Below are 13,327 nucleotides of genomic sequence, written 5' to 3' on the forward strand. Positions count from 1 at the left end.
TGTGCCTGCTGGTGAGCGCATCGACCGGGCCCGCGCCGTGGAGCTGGACGGTGAGTCGTGGGTGCGGTCAGCGGGGTGCGGGTGCGGCGCGACGGCACGCGGATCGGGCCCGTGCGGGTCGCGGTCCGCGCGTCGCGGCTGCCGGCCCCGGACTGACGGCGCGGCGGCGTCAGGGCGCGATGGCGGCGCGGCGCAGGGCGACCTCGACCGCGGCGCGCACCTGGGCGACGGTGTAGGGCTTCGGCAGTAGCTGGTCGGCGTCGCCGAGGTACTGCCGGGCCTGTTCGGGTGGTACGGAGCCGCTGGCGACGATGGCCGGGATGCCGGCGGTCGCCGGGTCCTGCCGCAGGAGCGCGATGGCCTGCAGGCCCTGTATCACCGGCATCTGATGGTCGGTGACGATCAGGTCGGCCGGGGCGGCGCGCACGGCCGTCAGCAGCTCACCGCCGTCGGCGCGGGCGGTGACGGCGTGCCCGGCGCGGCGCAGTCCGGCGACGGCGAAGTGCCGGATGTTCGAATCGTCCTTAGCGACCACAATGCTGGCCATCAACTGATCATACGATACGTGCATCGTCCGAACGGTGGATCATCTGGAATTGCCACCATTGCCGCGTATGCTCATCCGTCGATGGATTGAGGAGGCGCTGTGGATCAGCAGGCGGGCCGGTCGGTGTCGCGTCGCGGGTTGCTGCGCTCCGGCGCGGTCGTCGCCGGAGGGGTCGCACTCGGCGCCGCGGTGGGTGGTGACCCGGCCGATGCCGAGCCGGTCACCGAGGCTCGCGGGCCGGCGCTCCACCCGCCCGCGCTGAAGCCCGGCGACCGGGTGCGTGTCGTCGCGCCGGCCTATCCGGGCGACGGGCGGCTGGTCCGGGGCCAGCAGATCCTGGAGAGCTTCGGGCTGGTCGTGGAGTACGGCGAGCACGTGTACGACCAGTACGGCTATCTGGCCGGCACGGACGCCGCCCGGCTGGCCGACCTCAACGCCGCGTTCCGCGATCCCGGCGTGCGGTGCGTGTTCGGCGCCCGCGGCGGCTACGGTACCCAGCGCATCATCGACGGCCTCGACGTGGCCGCCGTGCGCCGGGACCCGAAGGTGTTCATCGGCTTCAGCGACCTGACCGTCCTGCACGCCAAGCTCTGGCGGTCGGCCCGGCTGGTGAGCCTGTACGGCCCGCTCGCCACCTGGACGGACACGCGCACCGGGCCGGACTCGGTCGAGTCGATGCGCAAGGCCCTCATGACCACCGATCCGATCGTCATCGCACGCGACCCGGCGGAGCCGAGCTCGGCCGTGAACCTCCCCGGCAAGGGCTCGGGCGTCGCGTCCGGCCCGCTGCTCGGCGGCAACCTGACCATGATCGAGACGAGCGTGGGGTGCGGCGAGTTCCCGAACCTGGACGGCGCGATCTTCCTCTTCGAGGACACCGGCGAGGCGCCGTACAGCTACGACCGCATGCTGACCCAGCTGCGCCGGATCGGCGCGCTGCACCGGATCGCCGGTGTCGCGATCGGGCAGTTCAACGCGGCCGGTGACGGCTCGAGCGGGTGGACCGCCGCCCAGGCGGTCACCGACCGGCTCACCGACCTGGGCGTGCCGGTGCTCGGCGGGCTGCGCATCGGCCACGGCAACGGCCAGCTGACCGTGCCGATCGGGGCCAAGGCGACGATCGACACGGCGGCCGGCACGCTCACCGTCGAGCCGGCCGTGCGCTGACCCCGCCGGCCGCTACGCCTTGTTCGGTGTCTGAGCCTGCTTCCCGTTCCACGGCACCCACGCCGTCCGGCGGGGAGTGCGCTCGGCGGCGCGCGGGCGGGCGGACGGTGCGGGTGGCCCGGCCGAGGAGGGCGCCGGGGAGACCGCCGGCGCAACCCGCCGCCCGCGCTCAGCCGACGACCGCGGCCAGGGCGGGGGAGCGGGTACCGGCGATGAGCTTGGCGGCCAGCGCCTCGTAGCGCTCCGCCACCGCCGACCAGTGCAGGGTCGGCCCGTGCGGCCGGGAGAGGCGGGCGGCCAGGGCCGGGTCGGTCAGGATCCGCCGGACGGCCTTGGCCAGCGCGGCCGGATTGCGGTGCGGTACCAGCAGCCCGCGGCCGCCGCCGAGCAGTTCCACGGCGTGCGGGAAGGCGGTGGCGACCACCGGGATCCCGGCGCCGACGGCCTCGGTGAGCACGCCGGACGTGACCTGCTCGACGGAGTCGTAGGGCAGCACCACCACGTCCGCGGAGCGGATCAGGCGGCCGAGGGCGGCCTGCTCGTGGTACACCGCCTGGTAGTCCACGGCATGCGTGATGCCGAGCTGGGCGCCGAGGCGGTACAGGTCCGCCCGGTACGCCTCGCCGTGCCGCTCGAGCACCTTCGGGTGGGTCCGGCCGGCGACGGTGAAGACCGGGGCCGGCTTCATGTCCTGCAGCTGGGCCAGCGCTCGCAGCGCCCACTCGATGCCCTTGCCCGGGCCGATCAGGCCCCAGGTGAGCAGGTGCGGCTGGGGCCGGCGGGCCACCGGGACGCCGGAGTGGTCCGCGGTACCGTGCGGAATGACCGCGATCTTCGTCGGGTCCACGGCGTAGCCGGCGAGGAGCCGGTCCCGCGCAGTGTCCGTCATCGTGACGGCCGCGTCCGCGCTGGCCACGATCTGCTCCAGCAGCGACCGCTGGGACGGGCTCGGGTGGCTCAGTACCGTGTGCAGCACCACAATGCTGGGCACCGTCAGGCGGCGCAGCAACGGCAGCACGTCGGCGCCGTCGCGGCCCGGGTAGATGCCGTACTCGTGCTGCACGATGGCGACGTCGTAGGTGTTCAGCGCGGCCGCCGCGGGGAGCCAGCCGGCCACGCTCCCGGCGGGCCAGGTGTGCACCACGCCCGCCACGGGCCGCTGGTCGTCACCGGCGGTGGTGACCCGGACGATGCCCCCGGGCGCCCCGCCGGCGGTCAGGTGCGCGAACAGCGAGGCGTTGAATGTGGCCAGGCCACATCGGGTCGGGGGAGAGGTACTGAGAAAACCGAAGCGGACAGCCATATATACATGTGCCTTTCGAAGGAGTACTCGTTCGGACCGCGAAGGTCTCGTTACGGCTGGAATGCGGGCGCGTCGTCGCGCCGCTGGCCGTTGACCCGCGGCGGCGCGGGCGGCGCCGGCTTGCGCGCCGGGCCGTTGCCGGGGGCGCCGCCGGGGCCGATGCCGAGCCGGTGGGCGTGTTGCAGGGTGGTCAGGAGCGCGAGCGTGGACTCGGCGCCCTGGTTCTCGTTGCGCCCCGTCGCCGTGAGGCCGTCGTGGCCGCCGCCGGTCGCCGCGTCGAACATCGGCTGGGCGCCGTCGTTGGCCCCGAGGAACCAGCCGACGGCCAGGCGCAGTCCCGCCTCCCAGCGCGGGTCGGCGCTGACGGTCATCGCCCGCGCGCAGGCGTCGGCGATCGCGGCCGCCTCGATCGGCTGCTGGTCGAACCCGGGCGCCACGTCCTGCGGGCCGCGGCCGCCGACCGGGGTACACGAAAGGTGATCGCCCGCGGTCTCCCGGTCCAGCAGCCAGGCGAGCATGCGCAGGCCGTCGGCCAACGCCCCGCCGCCGGCCGCGATCAGCGTCTCGGCCAGCGCCGCGTTCGCATAGGTGAGCCGGGGTTCCGGCCAGGACCAAGCCGGATCCATCGGTACCGGACCAATGGTGACCACCGCGTCGTGCAGCAACCATCGTGCCGCCGAATGGTCCGGATGCACGGCAAGGACCTCCGCGGCACCGAGGGCGGCGAACGCCATCGCGCGGGGCCAGCGGGTGCGGCGATGCGCGCCGAGCTCGAAGGACCTCAGCGCGGTCTCCCGCATCGCCCGCAGCGGGCTGCGCGCGGCCGCGGTGCCCAGGCCCCACAGCGCGCGCCCCCACCAGTCGCCGTCGGCCGGCTCGTCCTGCCAGCGGCGATCCGGTCCCAGCCGATTGCGGAACGCGCCGTCGGGGGACTGGGCGTCGATGAGGAACGCCAGGTACCGACCGGCGAGCTGCAGCAGGTCGGCCGGGGCCTCGGGTTCGCGGCAGATGACCAGCAGGCCCCGGGCCACGTCGTCGACGCAGTAGCCGTGGGAGATCCGCGGAGTGCTGAACTCGGCGTGCTCGAACAGACCGGTGTCGTCGCTGAGCCGCTGGAGGTGCCGGAACGACGGCCGTGGACGGCCGGTCACGACCGTGGGGCGTGGATATGGTGCGCGGCGATGGACATGGCGGCCCTCTCTGCGAACCCACGCACGTCAGTATTCGAACGATGACGACTGGGGGGCGGCAGGCAGTGGATCGGTGTGTGCGGCGAACCGTGCTGCACGACGGTTGTCCGTCATGGTGCGTGGTGGTCGCCGGGGTCCCGAAGGCCGTGCCCCACTGTACCCCGGCTCTCCAGCGAGGACGAATCTCCGCCGGTCACGGAGCGTCGAAGCCGCCCGTCCAGGCGTCGGTCCCACCCGTCACACCCGCACGATACGCTCCGCAATCAACCCCGGACAGAGAGGAGCTTGACCGCGCGGTGCACGTCGGCGGCGTACGCCTCCGGCTGTTCCCAGGCGGCGAAGTGGCCGCCGGCCGGGTGTTCGACGTACTCGGCGACGTTCAGGAACGCCTCGGCGTAGCTGCGCGGCTCCGGCTTGAGGTCGTGCGGGAAGACGGAGAACACGGTCGGCGCGTCGATCCGGCCGGGGAGGGTGGCCGGCTCGGTGTAGGTGGCGAACGAGGTGCCGATGGTACCGGTGACCCAGTAGGCGCTGACCCAGGTGAGCAGCTCGTCCGGGGTGAAGGCGGGCTCGTCGGACCAGGCCTGCAGCTTCTCCACGATCCACGCCGCGAGGCCGGCGGGCGAGTCGCCGAGCGCGACGGCGAGCGTGTTCGGCCGCGTCGACTGGGCGGCGATGTAGCCGCCCTCGCGGCGGAACCACTGCGCCGACCGGGCCAGGTAGGCCGCGGCGTCGGGCGCGAGCGTCGCCGGGTCCGCCGTGAGGGCGCGCAGCGGGGCGACGTTGGTGAGGTGCAGGGCGCCGACCCGGTCCGGGTGAAGGCCCGCGAGGATCTCCGCGACGGTACCGCCGACGTCGCCGCCGGAGAGCGTGTACCGCGCGTATCCGAGCTCGTCGAGGGCGTCCGCGACGATCGCGGCGATCCGGTTGGCGGACATGCCGGGCGCGGCGAGCGGGGGCCGCTGGTCATCGGCCGCGAACGGGAAGCCCGGCAGCGCGGGTACCACCACGTGCAGGTCGGTGAGCAACGGCAGGACGCGCTCGAACCGCAGCACCGAGTCCGGCCAGCCGTGCAGCAGTACGACCACCGGGGCCCCGGGGTCCGCGGACCGCTGGTGGATGACGCGCAGGGACGCGTCGCCGGCCCCGACCGTCGCCCACGGCAGCGCGGCGATGCGGCGCTCGTGGACGCTCCAGTCGTACCCGTTGATCCAGTGGTCGATCAGGTCGTCGAGCACCGCTCCGCCGATGCCGCGCGTCGCGTCGTCGCGCCACGGGGTCGCCACGCGCCGCGTCTGCCGGAGCCGTTCACGCAGGTCGTCACTCATGTGTACGAGCATACACATCATGTGTATGCTCGTACACATGATGATGCGCGACGCGGCGGCGACCAAGCAGCGAATCCTGGAGCACGCGCGGGACCAGTTCGCGCAGCACGGCTTCGCGGCGGTCACGGTCAAGGGCGTGGCCGACGCGGCCGGCGTGTCGCCCAACCTCATCACCCGCTACTTCGGCGGCAAGGACGGCCTGTTCCTGGCCGCGACCCGGGTGGCGATCCCGGTCTCGAACTCCTTCGACGGCGACCGTTCGGGGCTGGGTGCGCGCCTCGCGGCGAGCATCGTCCAGCGCTGGTTCGGCGCGCCCGGGGAAGACCCGCTGCTCGTGCTGCAGCGCGCATCGGGCGAGCGCCCGGAGGCCGCCGAGGCGCTGGCCGAGTTCCTCGACACGAACTCACTGCATCCGCTGTACCGGTACCTGCGCGACAGCGGCCTGGACGACGCCGACGCCCAGCGCCGGGCCGCCGCGATCGACGCCTTCGTCCTCGGCGTCTCGACCCGGCGCCGGGTGCTGCGCTCGGCCCTGGGCGATCCGGCCGAGCTCCAGGCCTGGTTGAGCGCCACCATCCAGCACCTCGCCGACGGCTGATGCGGGCGCTGGGCCGGTGTCTCGCACGCGGCGCGGGCTGATGCCGGCGCTACGACGCCGCGCGCACCAGGATCGCCCGGGTGTAGAGCAGGTCGAAGCCGCGGCGTTGCACGTTGCGGTGGGACGGCGAGCCCGGCTGCGCGGTGACGGCGGCGAGCTCGACGCCGGCCTCCGCGGCGTCGGCGAGGCGGGCGGCCAGGAGTGCGCTCTGCACACCGCGGCGGCGGAACGCGGGCGAGGTGCCGGCGCTGAACTGTGCGATGCCGTCGCGGATGCCCATGCTCGCGCCGCCGGCCGGCACGCCGTCGACCAGGGCGAGGTACCGGCGGGCCCCGGCGGCGGCGATGTCGCGCTCGGCGTCGGCGACGATCCGGCGCGGGAAGTCCTCCAGCCACGGCAGGCCGTCGGCGTCGGGGTGGGCGACCGCGTCGAGCACGACCTCGAGCCAGATGTCGAACTCGTCGTCGCCGCTCGGACGGACCTCCACACCGGGCGGTTCGACGCGCTCCACGCCGCCGGTGACGGGCCGGGCGAGCACGTTCTCGTAGGAGACGAGGCGGTACCCGCGACCCGTCAGCCACTCGCCGACGGCCGGGTCGGCAAGGCTGCTCAACTCGACCGACACCGGGGCGCCGCGCGCGGCGAACTCGAGTTCGATCGCGTCCAGTTCGTCGTCGCCCGGCCGACCGGCGAAGCCGAGGCCGGCGACCTTGTTCCAGGGCGAGTCCGGTTCGGCGAAGCTGGCCACGCCGCCGGCGACCGGAATCAGGAACCCGGCCCCGCCGGTGCGGCGCTGGGCCGCGGCGTTGGCGGCGGCGAGGAACCCGGCCTCGACGGCCTCGATGCGCCGGCCGAGATCGGTGTCGCAGAACAGCGGTGACATAGCAACCACCATACGCCGTTTACCGGTTGCTGGATGCGGTTGCCCGATGTCGTGGTTACGACGGCGCGGCGGCCGACCTTCGTCAGCGTGCCGCCGGCCCCGATCCGCAGCGCGCCGGGGGACCCGGTACCCGGCTCGCAGGAACCGCCGGCGCCAGGGTGTAACGCCGGGCCGGTACGGCGGGACTGCAGGGCATGACCGACACTCGCTACGACGACCTGCGCGCGCTGTTCATCAACTGCACCCTGAAGCGCTCCCCCGAGCTGAGCCACACCGGCGGCCTGATCGACATCAGCCGCGGCATCCTGGAGAAGCAGGGCGTGACCGTCGAGGAGATCCGCGCGATCGACCACGACATCGCCACCGGCGTATGGCCCGACATGACCGAGCACGGATGGGCCACCGACGAGTGGCCGGCGCTCTACCCGCGGGTCCTGGCCGCCGACATCCTCGTCATCGCCGGGCCGATCTGGCTGGGCGACAACGCCTCCACCACGAAGCGGGTCATCGAGCGGCTCTACGCCTGCTCGCACCTGCTCAACGACGCCGGGCAGTACGCGTACTACGGCCGCGTCGGCGGCTGCCTCATCACCGGCAACGAGGACGGCGTGAAACACTGCGCGCAGAACGTGCTGTACAGCCTCCAGCACCTCGGCTACACCATCCCGCCGCAGGCCGACGCCGGCTGGATCGGCGAGGCCGGCCCCGGACCCTCGTACCTCGACCCCGGCTCGGGCGGCCCGCAGAACGACTTCACCAACCGCAACACCACGTTCATGACGTGGAACCTGCTGCACCTGGCCCGGATGCTCAAGGACGCCGGCGGCATCCCCGCACACGGCAACCAGCGCAGCGAGTGGGACGCCGGCTGCCGCTTCGACTTCGCCAACCCCGAGTACCGCTGAGGCCCGCTCACGTTTCGTGTCCGAAGACCGACGCCTGGTCCGGGCCGGCCGGGCGCTACTGTGCGCTCGTGTCCATCGCCGATGCGGCCCTGCCGGCCGACACGGTCATCGTGGCGCGGCTGCGCGGGCGCGACGAGGCGATGTTCGCCGCGCTGATCGACGCCTGGTCGCCCGGACTGCTCCGGGCGGCGCAGGCGTTCGTCGCCGACGAGCACGCCGCCCAGGACGTCGTGCAGGCTACAGCAGCGACGAGGTGTGCGAACTGCTGCAGCTGTCCTCGGCCAACCAGCGGGTCCTGCTGCACCGGGGCCGGGCCGCCCTGCGGGCCGCGCTGGAGACGTACCTGACGGGGGAGGTGGCGTGATGGACTGCGACGAGTTCGTGGAGCTGGTCACGGCCTACCTCGAGGGCGCCCTGGACCCCGCCACCGAGCAGCGCTTCGTCGCCCACCTCGCCGAATGCGAAGGCTGCGACCGGTACCTCGAGCAGGTCCGCCGCACGATCGCCGAGCTGGGCCGGCTGCCCGCCGCGAGCCTGCCGGCACCGGCCCGCGACCGGCTGCTGGAAGCCTTCCGCGACTGGGAAGGCTAGCGCCGGGCCTTACGCGTTGCTTACAGCTCGGGCCGTGGCCAGCGCGGCCGTCCGCCGCGCGCGCGACGTCGCGGAGTCCTGCCCCGGCTTCCAGTCGGCAGTCACGTCGGTCGATGCTGGACGCGAATCCGGCCGCCGTGACCGGTCCGGCGGCGGTCGTCAGCCTCTCGTAAGATTCGCGGCCCGCCGGGCCCGGCCGTCGGCCTTGACAGCGGCGATGCCGCGCCCTAAGTTCACAAGCATCTGCTTGTACAAGCTGATGCTTGTAATTACGAACGGGAGATCGAAGTGACAAGCGACTTCACCGCCGTCCTGGACCTGCCGGCCGGCCCGGCCGCCGTGTCGGCCTTGTTCACGTCCGCCGACGGCGTCAGCCGCTGGTGGGGTCCGACCGAGGGCGATGCCGGGGTGGGCGGGACCCTCGTGACCAGCTTCGGCCCGTACGGCGCCAACGCGATGCGGGTCCTGGAAGCCGGACCCACCCGGGTGGTCTGGGAGTCGATCGCGCCCGACGGGTCCGCACCGACCGGGCACACGCAGGAGTGGCTGGGCACGACCATGCAGTTCGACATCGTCCCGATGGGCGAGGGCACGCGGCTGCAGTTCCGCCACGCCGGCCTGACCCCGCAGCTGGCCTGCTGGGAGGACTGCGTCGTCGCCTGGACGCAGTTCATGGCCAGCATCCGGACCTTCGCCGAGACCGGCCACGGCACCCCGTTCCGGGTCTGAGAACCTAGCCCCATGGCCGAACAACGGGAGCAGCCAGTGCCCGAGGCGCCGGATGCGGTGCTGCGCGCGCTGGCCGACCCGCACCGGCGGCAGATTCTGCGTCTGGTTCAGCACACCGAGCTGGCCGCCGGGCAGATCGCGGCGGCGTTCCCGCTGACGCAGCAGGCGGTCAGCCAGCACATCGGCGTCCTCAAGCAGGCCGGCCTGCTCAACGAGCGCCGCGACGGGGTCCGCCGCCTGTACACGTTGCGTCAGGAAGCGCTCGAGCCGGTACACCGGATGCTGAGCGAGTTCTGGCCGGACGCCCTGAGCCGGCTGAAGAAGGCCGTCGAGACCGCCCACCCGCAACCACCCCAGAGGCAGCCGTGACCGCCGAGATCCACAACGACGTCATCGTCGCGACCACGCGCATCAAGGCACCGCCCGACGTCGTGTTCCCCTACTTCACCGACGCCGCCCTCATCGTCGAGTGGATCGGCGAGCAGGCCGAGCTCGACCCGCGGCCCGGCGGGCTGTTCCTCCTCGACTTCGGCACCATCGCGGCCCGCGGCACCTACACCAGCATCGACCCGCCACACCGCGTCGCCTTCAGCTGGGGCATCCCCGGAAGCGAGTCGCTGCCGCCCGGCAGTTCGACGGTCGAGGTGGTACTGACTGCCGTCGGCGACGACACGATCGTCGTGCTGAGCCACCGTGGCGTGCCCCCCGGTCGCATCGACGAGCACCGCGCCGGCTGGCAGCAGCAGTTCGGACGCCTGGCCGGGATAGAGCCTTCCAGCCCCGTCCGGCGGGCCACCGCGTGAGCACGGCGACCGCGTCCGGGCTCACCGGCGCAGCGCCTCGGCCACGGCTTTCCCTCCGCCCCGGTCACCATTCCCACTGTCTACCACCGGCCGGTAGCAGCAGCCGGCCAACACGGCGGGCTCAGATGGGCGGTCGCCGACCCGGTCCAGCGACTCCATCGTGCGCGGGTTCGCGGACAACCAAGGCCACGCCCCGCCACCGCGGCGCGGTGGCGGGGCGTGGCCCTGGCAACGGGTCAGCTCGTGAACAGGCTCTCCGTGGCGAGACCCGGGGCCAGCAGCCGCCGGGACGGGGCCAGGTTGCCAGCCGTGGCGACCAGGTCGGCGACGAACGTCCGCACCGACGCCGCATCGCTCAGGTCGCCCAGGCTCGAGTTGACTGTCGCCGCGGTGGCGGCGTCGAGCTGCATGTCCAGCGTCGGCGTCCCGAACCGGGTCGCCGCGGCCTCCTCGCCCAGCGCGGCGATCGCGTTGCGCAGGGTCGCGGCCCGGTCGACGCCTTCTCCGGCGACGGCGCCGTCGATGCCGGTGGCGAGGTCGTCGGGCGACTGCTCCAGCAGCGACTCGCCGAGCACCTCGTCGGCCAGCATCCGCCACGGCTGCATCGACTCGTCGCCCGGCTGCGACCAGTCCTCGTCGTCGATGCCGGACGGCAGCTTGGTCTCGTTGCCGTCCTTGTCGAGCTTCTTCATCTCGATGCTGCGGCTGCCGTCGTCCTCGGTCTTGAGCGTGCGTACCTCGCTGGTGCCGTCGGTGTTGTAGTCCGTGCGGTGGGCGCTCGTCACGTTGCCGTCGGCGTCGGTGACCCGCTCGCCCCGCGAGGTGATCCGGTCGTCCTCGGCCGTCTCGGTCTGGGTGAACGTGTTGCCGTCGACGGTCGTCACGACGGTCGAGGTCCGCTCGACGACACCGTCGGCGCGGGTCACCTCCTCGGTGCGGCGCACGGTGTCGTCGTGGCCCTCGATGCCGACCTCCCACTGGCGGCCCTGCTCGTCCTGGCCCCACTGCCGGGCGTTGAAACTGCCGTCGTCGTACTTGTTCTGCAGGCTCTCCAGCCGCCCGGTCTGCGCGCCGGAGCTGTCGTACGACTCGGTGACGACGTGCTCGCTGCTGCCGCCGTCGATGGGCACCTGCTGGAACTGCATCTGCGAGGCCAGCCGGCCCTCGGCGTCGTAGACCTGCGTGATGCGCCCGTCGTCGGTCTGCGTGACCACCTGGCGCCCGCCGTCGTCGAACTCGGTGACGGAGATCGCCTTGGCCGCCCCGTCGGCGGGCGCGAACGGGCTGTTCCCGCCGAAGGCGTCCGAGGTGCCGGTGCGGAACTTGCCGCCGGCGCCCGGCAGGCGCAGGTAGCCGGTGCCGGAGGCGTTGCCGGTGCCGTTGCCGGTGAAGTCGTACCGCCGGGCCGCGCCCGTGGCCAGGGTGGTGAGGTAGCTGCGGTCGACCGCGCCGTCGGCGATCGACGCGACGTGCGCGCGGCGCAGCGCCGGACCGGCCGGGCCGATCGCCGCGCGAGTGGCCGTCTCCGCCCAGGCGCCGCCGTCGACGGTGGCGGTGCGCACGGTGCCGCGGCCGTCGCCGACGATCGCCAGATAGCGGTCCTGGCCGGCCGACGCGAGGGTCGCGGTGAACTGGCCGCCCGACCACAGGCGCAGGCGCAGGATCGAGTCGTTGGGGTTGCCCATGATGCCTCCGTGTCCGCTGGTGATGTCCCCTGACAGATGCGTCACCCCGGCGGTTGATACACGCCATCATCCTCACATCAATCAACATCAATGGATTGACGCGCCGCCCCCGCGAAATTCCTCTGCGCAAATTCCTGCATCGTGGGAGCCGTGCGGTCGTGCAATTGCACCGCGCTCGGCCGCCGTTGTTTTGTGACCGCCCTGGTGTCGGATGTATTCCCAGGTCAGTTCGGTTTCCGGGCCGCCCCGGATAACACGGCGGCGGCTGGTCCTACGCATCGTAGGATGGAGTGGCCATATCCGGCCGCGAATCTGAGGGTTTCCTTGGAGTCTGCTGATGCTATTGACACTGGACGTTGTCCGTTGAGATCATGATGCGACACCACAGGTGTGAAGTGTCGGCACGTTATCGCGGTCGTAAAGGTTGGTCTCGCAATATTGTGCAGGACCTGCCGGCCCGCGTGAATGCGCTGTACAACACGGGGGCAATATGGGAAATCAACCTGTCGTCGGCCGATCGACTGAGACGGGCCGTGGGCCCCGGAGTGGTGGACGGCGCATCGTGCCCGAGGCCGGGCCGCAGATCGAACGAGTCCCGATCACGAGCCTGCGGGCCGCCGACTCGCCGCGGCTGTCCGGCGAGGACGACGAGCACACCCGGATGCTCGCCGACTCCGGCGCGGCGTTACCGCCGGTCATCGTGCACCGCGCCACCATGCGCATCATCGACGGCATGCACCGCTTCGGCGCGGCCCGCCTGCGGGGCGAGGACACCATCGAGGTCCGGTTCTTCGACGGCACCGTGCAGGAGGCCTTCGTCCTGGCCGTGCAGTCCAACATCGCGCACGGCCGCCCGCTGTCGCTGGGCGACCGGATGCTCGCGGCCGAGCGCATCATCAACGAGAACCCGACGTGGTCCGACCGGGCGATCGCGGCGGCGGCCGGGCTCGGCGGCGGCACCGTCGCCGGCATCCGCCGCCGGATCGAGGCCGCCGACGACACAGTCCGTGACACCGCCCGCGACACCGCGGCGCGCATCGGCCGCGACGGCCGGCGCCGTCCGCTCGACAACGCGGTGGGCCGGCTGCGGGCCGCCGACGCCATCCGCGAGGATCCGGACGCGTCCCTGCGGGACGTCGCCCGCAAGGCCGGCGTCTCGCCGACGACCGCGCAGGACGTCCGCAACCGGCTGCGCCGCGGCGAGGAGCCCGTCCCGGCGCGGTCCTCGGCCGGCGCGCCGGTGCGCACCCGCAGCGTCCGGCGCCGGACCGGCGACGGCGGACGGCCCGGCCTGGACGAGGCGCTGAAGGGCCTGCAGCAGGACCCGGCCCTGCGGTTCAACGAGTCCGGGCGGACGCTGGTGCGCTGGCTCATGACCCGCGCCGTGCGGTTCGAGGAGTGGCAGGAGGTCGCGGGGGACGTGCCGACGCACGCCACGTACGTCGTGGCCGTCGTCGCCCGCCGCTGCGCCGACGAGTGGCAGCGCATAGCCGAGGAACTGCAGAGCCAGGCCGGCCAACCGGCGTGACGACGGCCGGGGCCGGGTTGCCGCCCGGGTACTGTGTCCCGGTGACCTGCCACCACCACGGGACGGGCCG

At 72.9% G+C, this 13,327-nt stretch carries 15 protein-coding genes; 9 read left to right on the plus strand and 6 right to left on the minus strand.

Annotated elements, in window-relative coordinates; all coding sequences use genetic code 11:
* Nucleotides 1-169: 169 nt before the first annotated feature.
* The gene (locus AB0B76_RS50280; RefSeq protein WP_360390655.1) at nt 170-547 is read right to left on the minus strand and encodes a response regulator; all 378 of its coding nucleotides are present in this window, start codon (nt 545-547) and stop codon (nt 170-172) included.
* A gap of 189 nt (nt 548-736) precedes the next feature.
* Here AB0B76_RS50280 and AB0B76_RS50285 point away from each other — a divergent pair, with 189 nt between their 5' ends.
* Nucleotides 737-1,714: an LD-carboxypeptidase gene (locus AB0B76_RS50285; RefSeq protein ID WP_360390773.1), complete on the plus strand. Its 978-nt coding sequence runs from the start codon at nt 737-739 to the stop codon at nt 1,712-1,714.
* Between the two features lie 169 nt (nt 1,715-1,883).
* Here AB0B76_RS50285 and AB0B76_RS50290 read toward each other — a convergent pair whose 3' ends face one another.
* The 3 genes from AB0B76_RS50290 to AB0B76_RS50300 form a co-directional block, all read right to left on the minus strand.
* Entirely contained in the window at nt 1,884-3,017 is a 1,134-nt protein-coding gene (locus tag AB0B76_RS50290) for a glycosyltransferase (RefSeq protein WP_360390658.1), read from the minus strand.
* 50 nt (nt 3,018-3,067) lie between these two features.
* Nucleotides 3,068-4,168, minus strand: coding sequence for a glycosyltransferase (locus AB0B76_RS50295; RefSeq protein WP_360390661.1), 1,101 nt, complete (start codon nt 4,166-4,168; stop codon nt 3,068-3,070).
* 302 nt (nt 4,169-4,470) lie between these two features.
* Complete coding sequence (locus AB0B76_RS50300; protein WP_360390664.1) at nt 4,471-5,535, minus strand: epoxide hydrolase; 1,065 nt, start codon at nt 5,533-5,535, stop codon at nt 4,471-4,473.
* A gap of 37 nt (nt 5,536-5,572) precedes the next feature.
* Between AB0B76_RS50300 and AB0B76_RS50305 the strand changes: the two genes are divergently transcribed.
* Nucleotides 5,573-6,133 carry a TetR family transcriptional regulator gene (locus tag AB0B76_RS50305; RefSeq protein ID WP_360390666.1) on the plus strand — a complete coding sequence of 187 codons (561 nt, stop codon included), beginning with the start codon at nt 5,573-5,575 and terminating at the stop codon, nt 6,131-6,133.
* Nucleotides 6,134-6,182: 49 nt separating this feature from the next.
* Here the strand turns inward: AB0B76_RS50305 and AB0B76_RS50310 are convergent, their stop codons facing one another.
* Nucleotides 6,183-7,016: a GNAT family N-acetyltransferase gene (locus AB0B76_RS50310; protein WP_360390668.1), complete on the minus strand. Its 834-nt coding sequence runs from the start codon at nt 7,014-7,016 to the stop codon at nt 6,183-6,185.
* 194 nt (nt 7,017-7,210) lie between these two features.
* Between AB0B76_RS50310 and AB0B76_RS50315 the strand changes: the two genes are divergently transcribed.
* From AB0B76_RS50315 to AB0B76_RS50340, 6 genes are all read left to right on the plus strand, one after another.
* Nucleotides 7,211-7,921 (plus strand): flavodoxin family protein, encoded by a 711-nt coding sequence (locus AB0B76_RS50315; protein WP_360390671.1) that lies wholly within the window; start codon nt 7,211-7,213, stop codon nt 7,919-7,921.
* A gap of 68 nt (nt 7,922-7,989) precedes the next feature.
* A complete protein-coding gene (locus AB0B76_RS50320; RefSeq protein ID WP_360390674.1) occupies nt 7,990-8,268 on the plus strand; it encodes a hypothetical protein in 279 nt (92 codons plus the stop codon).
* 16 nt (nt 8,269-8,284) lie between these two features.
* Nucleotides 8,285-8,512, plus strand: coding sequence for a zf-HC2 domain-containing protein (locus tag AB0B76_RS50325; protein WP_360390775.1), 228 nt, complete (start codon nt 8,285-8,287; stop codon nt 8,510-8,512).
* Nucleotides 8,513-8,800: 288 nt separating this feature from the next.
* Nucleotides 8,801-9,241: an SRPBCC domain-containing protein gene (locus AB0B76_RS50330; RefSeq protein ID WP_360390676.1), complete on the plus strand. Its 441-nt coding sequence runs from the start codon at nt 8,801-8,803 to the stop codon at nt 9,239-9,241.
* 12 nt (nt 9,242-9,253) lie between these two features.
* Nucleotides 9,254-9,610, plus strand: a complete 357-nt coding sequence (locus tag AB0B76_RS50335; protein WP_360390678.1) for a metalloregulator ArsR/SmtB family transcription factor — start codon at nt 9,254-9,256, stop codon at nt 9,608-9,610.
* Nucleotides 9,607-10,044, plus strand: a complete 438-nt coding sequence (locus AB0B76_RS50340; RefSeq protein WP_360390681.1) for an SRPBCC family protein — start codon at nt 9,607-9,609, stop codon at nt 10,042-10,044. The genes AB0B76_RS50335 and AB0B76_RS50340 overlap by 4 nt, the downstream gene beginning before the upstream one ends.
* A 236-nt stretch (nt 10,045-10,280) precedes the next feature.
* Here the strand turns inward: AB0B76_RS50340 and AB0B76_RS50345 are convergent, their stop codons facing one another.
* Complete coding sequence (locus AB0B76_RS50345; protein ID WP_360390683.1) at nt 10,281-11,729, minus strand: hypothetical protein; 1,449 nt, start codon at nt 11,727-11,729, stop codon at nt 10,281-10,283.
* A gap of 562 nt (nt 11,730-12,291) precedes the next feature.
* Between AB0B76_RS50345 and AB0B76_RS50350 the strand changes: the two genes are divergently transcribed.
* Complete coding sequence (locus AB0B76_RS50350; protein WP_360390686.1) at nt 12,292-13,257, plus strand: ParB/RepB/Spo0J family partition protein; 966 nt, start codon at nt 12,292-12,294, stop codon at nt 13,255-13,257.
* The last annotated feature ends 70 nt before the right edge of the window (nt 13,258-13,327 follow it).

It is taken from the genome of Dactylosporangium sp. NPDC049140 (genome assembly GCF_040648435.1).

Excerpts from the sequence above, each read along its gene's own strand:
- AB0B76_RS50280 (WP_360390655.1), bottom strand. The coding sequence starts at position 547 with ATGGCCAGCATTGTGGTCGCTAAGGACGATTCGAACATCCGGCACTTC.
- AB0B76_RS50290 (WP_360390658.1), bottom strand. The coding sequence starts at position 3,017 with ATGGCTGTCCGCTTCGGTTTTCTCAGTACCTCTCCCCCGACCCGATGT.
- AB0B76_RS50300 (WP_360390664.1), bottom strand. The coding sequence starts at position 5,535 with ATGAGTGACGACCTGCGTGAACGGCTCCGGCAGACGCGGCGCGTGGCG.
- AB0B76_RS50305 (WP_360390666.1), top strand. The coding sequence starts at position 5,573 with ATGATGATGCGCGACGCGGCGGCGACCAAGCAGCGAATCCTGGAGCAC.
- AB0B76_RS50310 (WP_360390668.1), bottom strand. The coding sequence starts at position 7,016 with ATGTCACCGCTGTTCTGCGACACCGATCTCGGCCGGCGCATCGAGGCC.
- AB0B76_RS50315 (WP_360390671.1), top strand. The coding sequence starts at position 7,211 with ATGACCGACACTCGCTACGACGACCTGCGCGCGCTGTTCATCAACTGC.
- AB0B76_RS50325 (WP_360390775.1), top strand. The coding sequence starts at position 8,285 with ATGGACTGCGACGAGTTCGTGGAGCTGGTCACGGCCTACCTCGAGGGC.
- AB0B76_RS50335 (WP_360390678.1), top strand. The coding sequence starts at position 9,254 with ATGGCCGAACAACGGGAGCAGCCAGTGCCCGAGGCGCCGGATGCGGTG.
- AB0B76_RS50345 (WP_360390683.1), bottom strand. The coding sequence starts at position 11,729 with ATGGGCAACCCCAACGACTCGATCCTGCGCCTGCGCCTGTGGTCGGGC.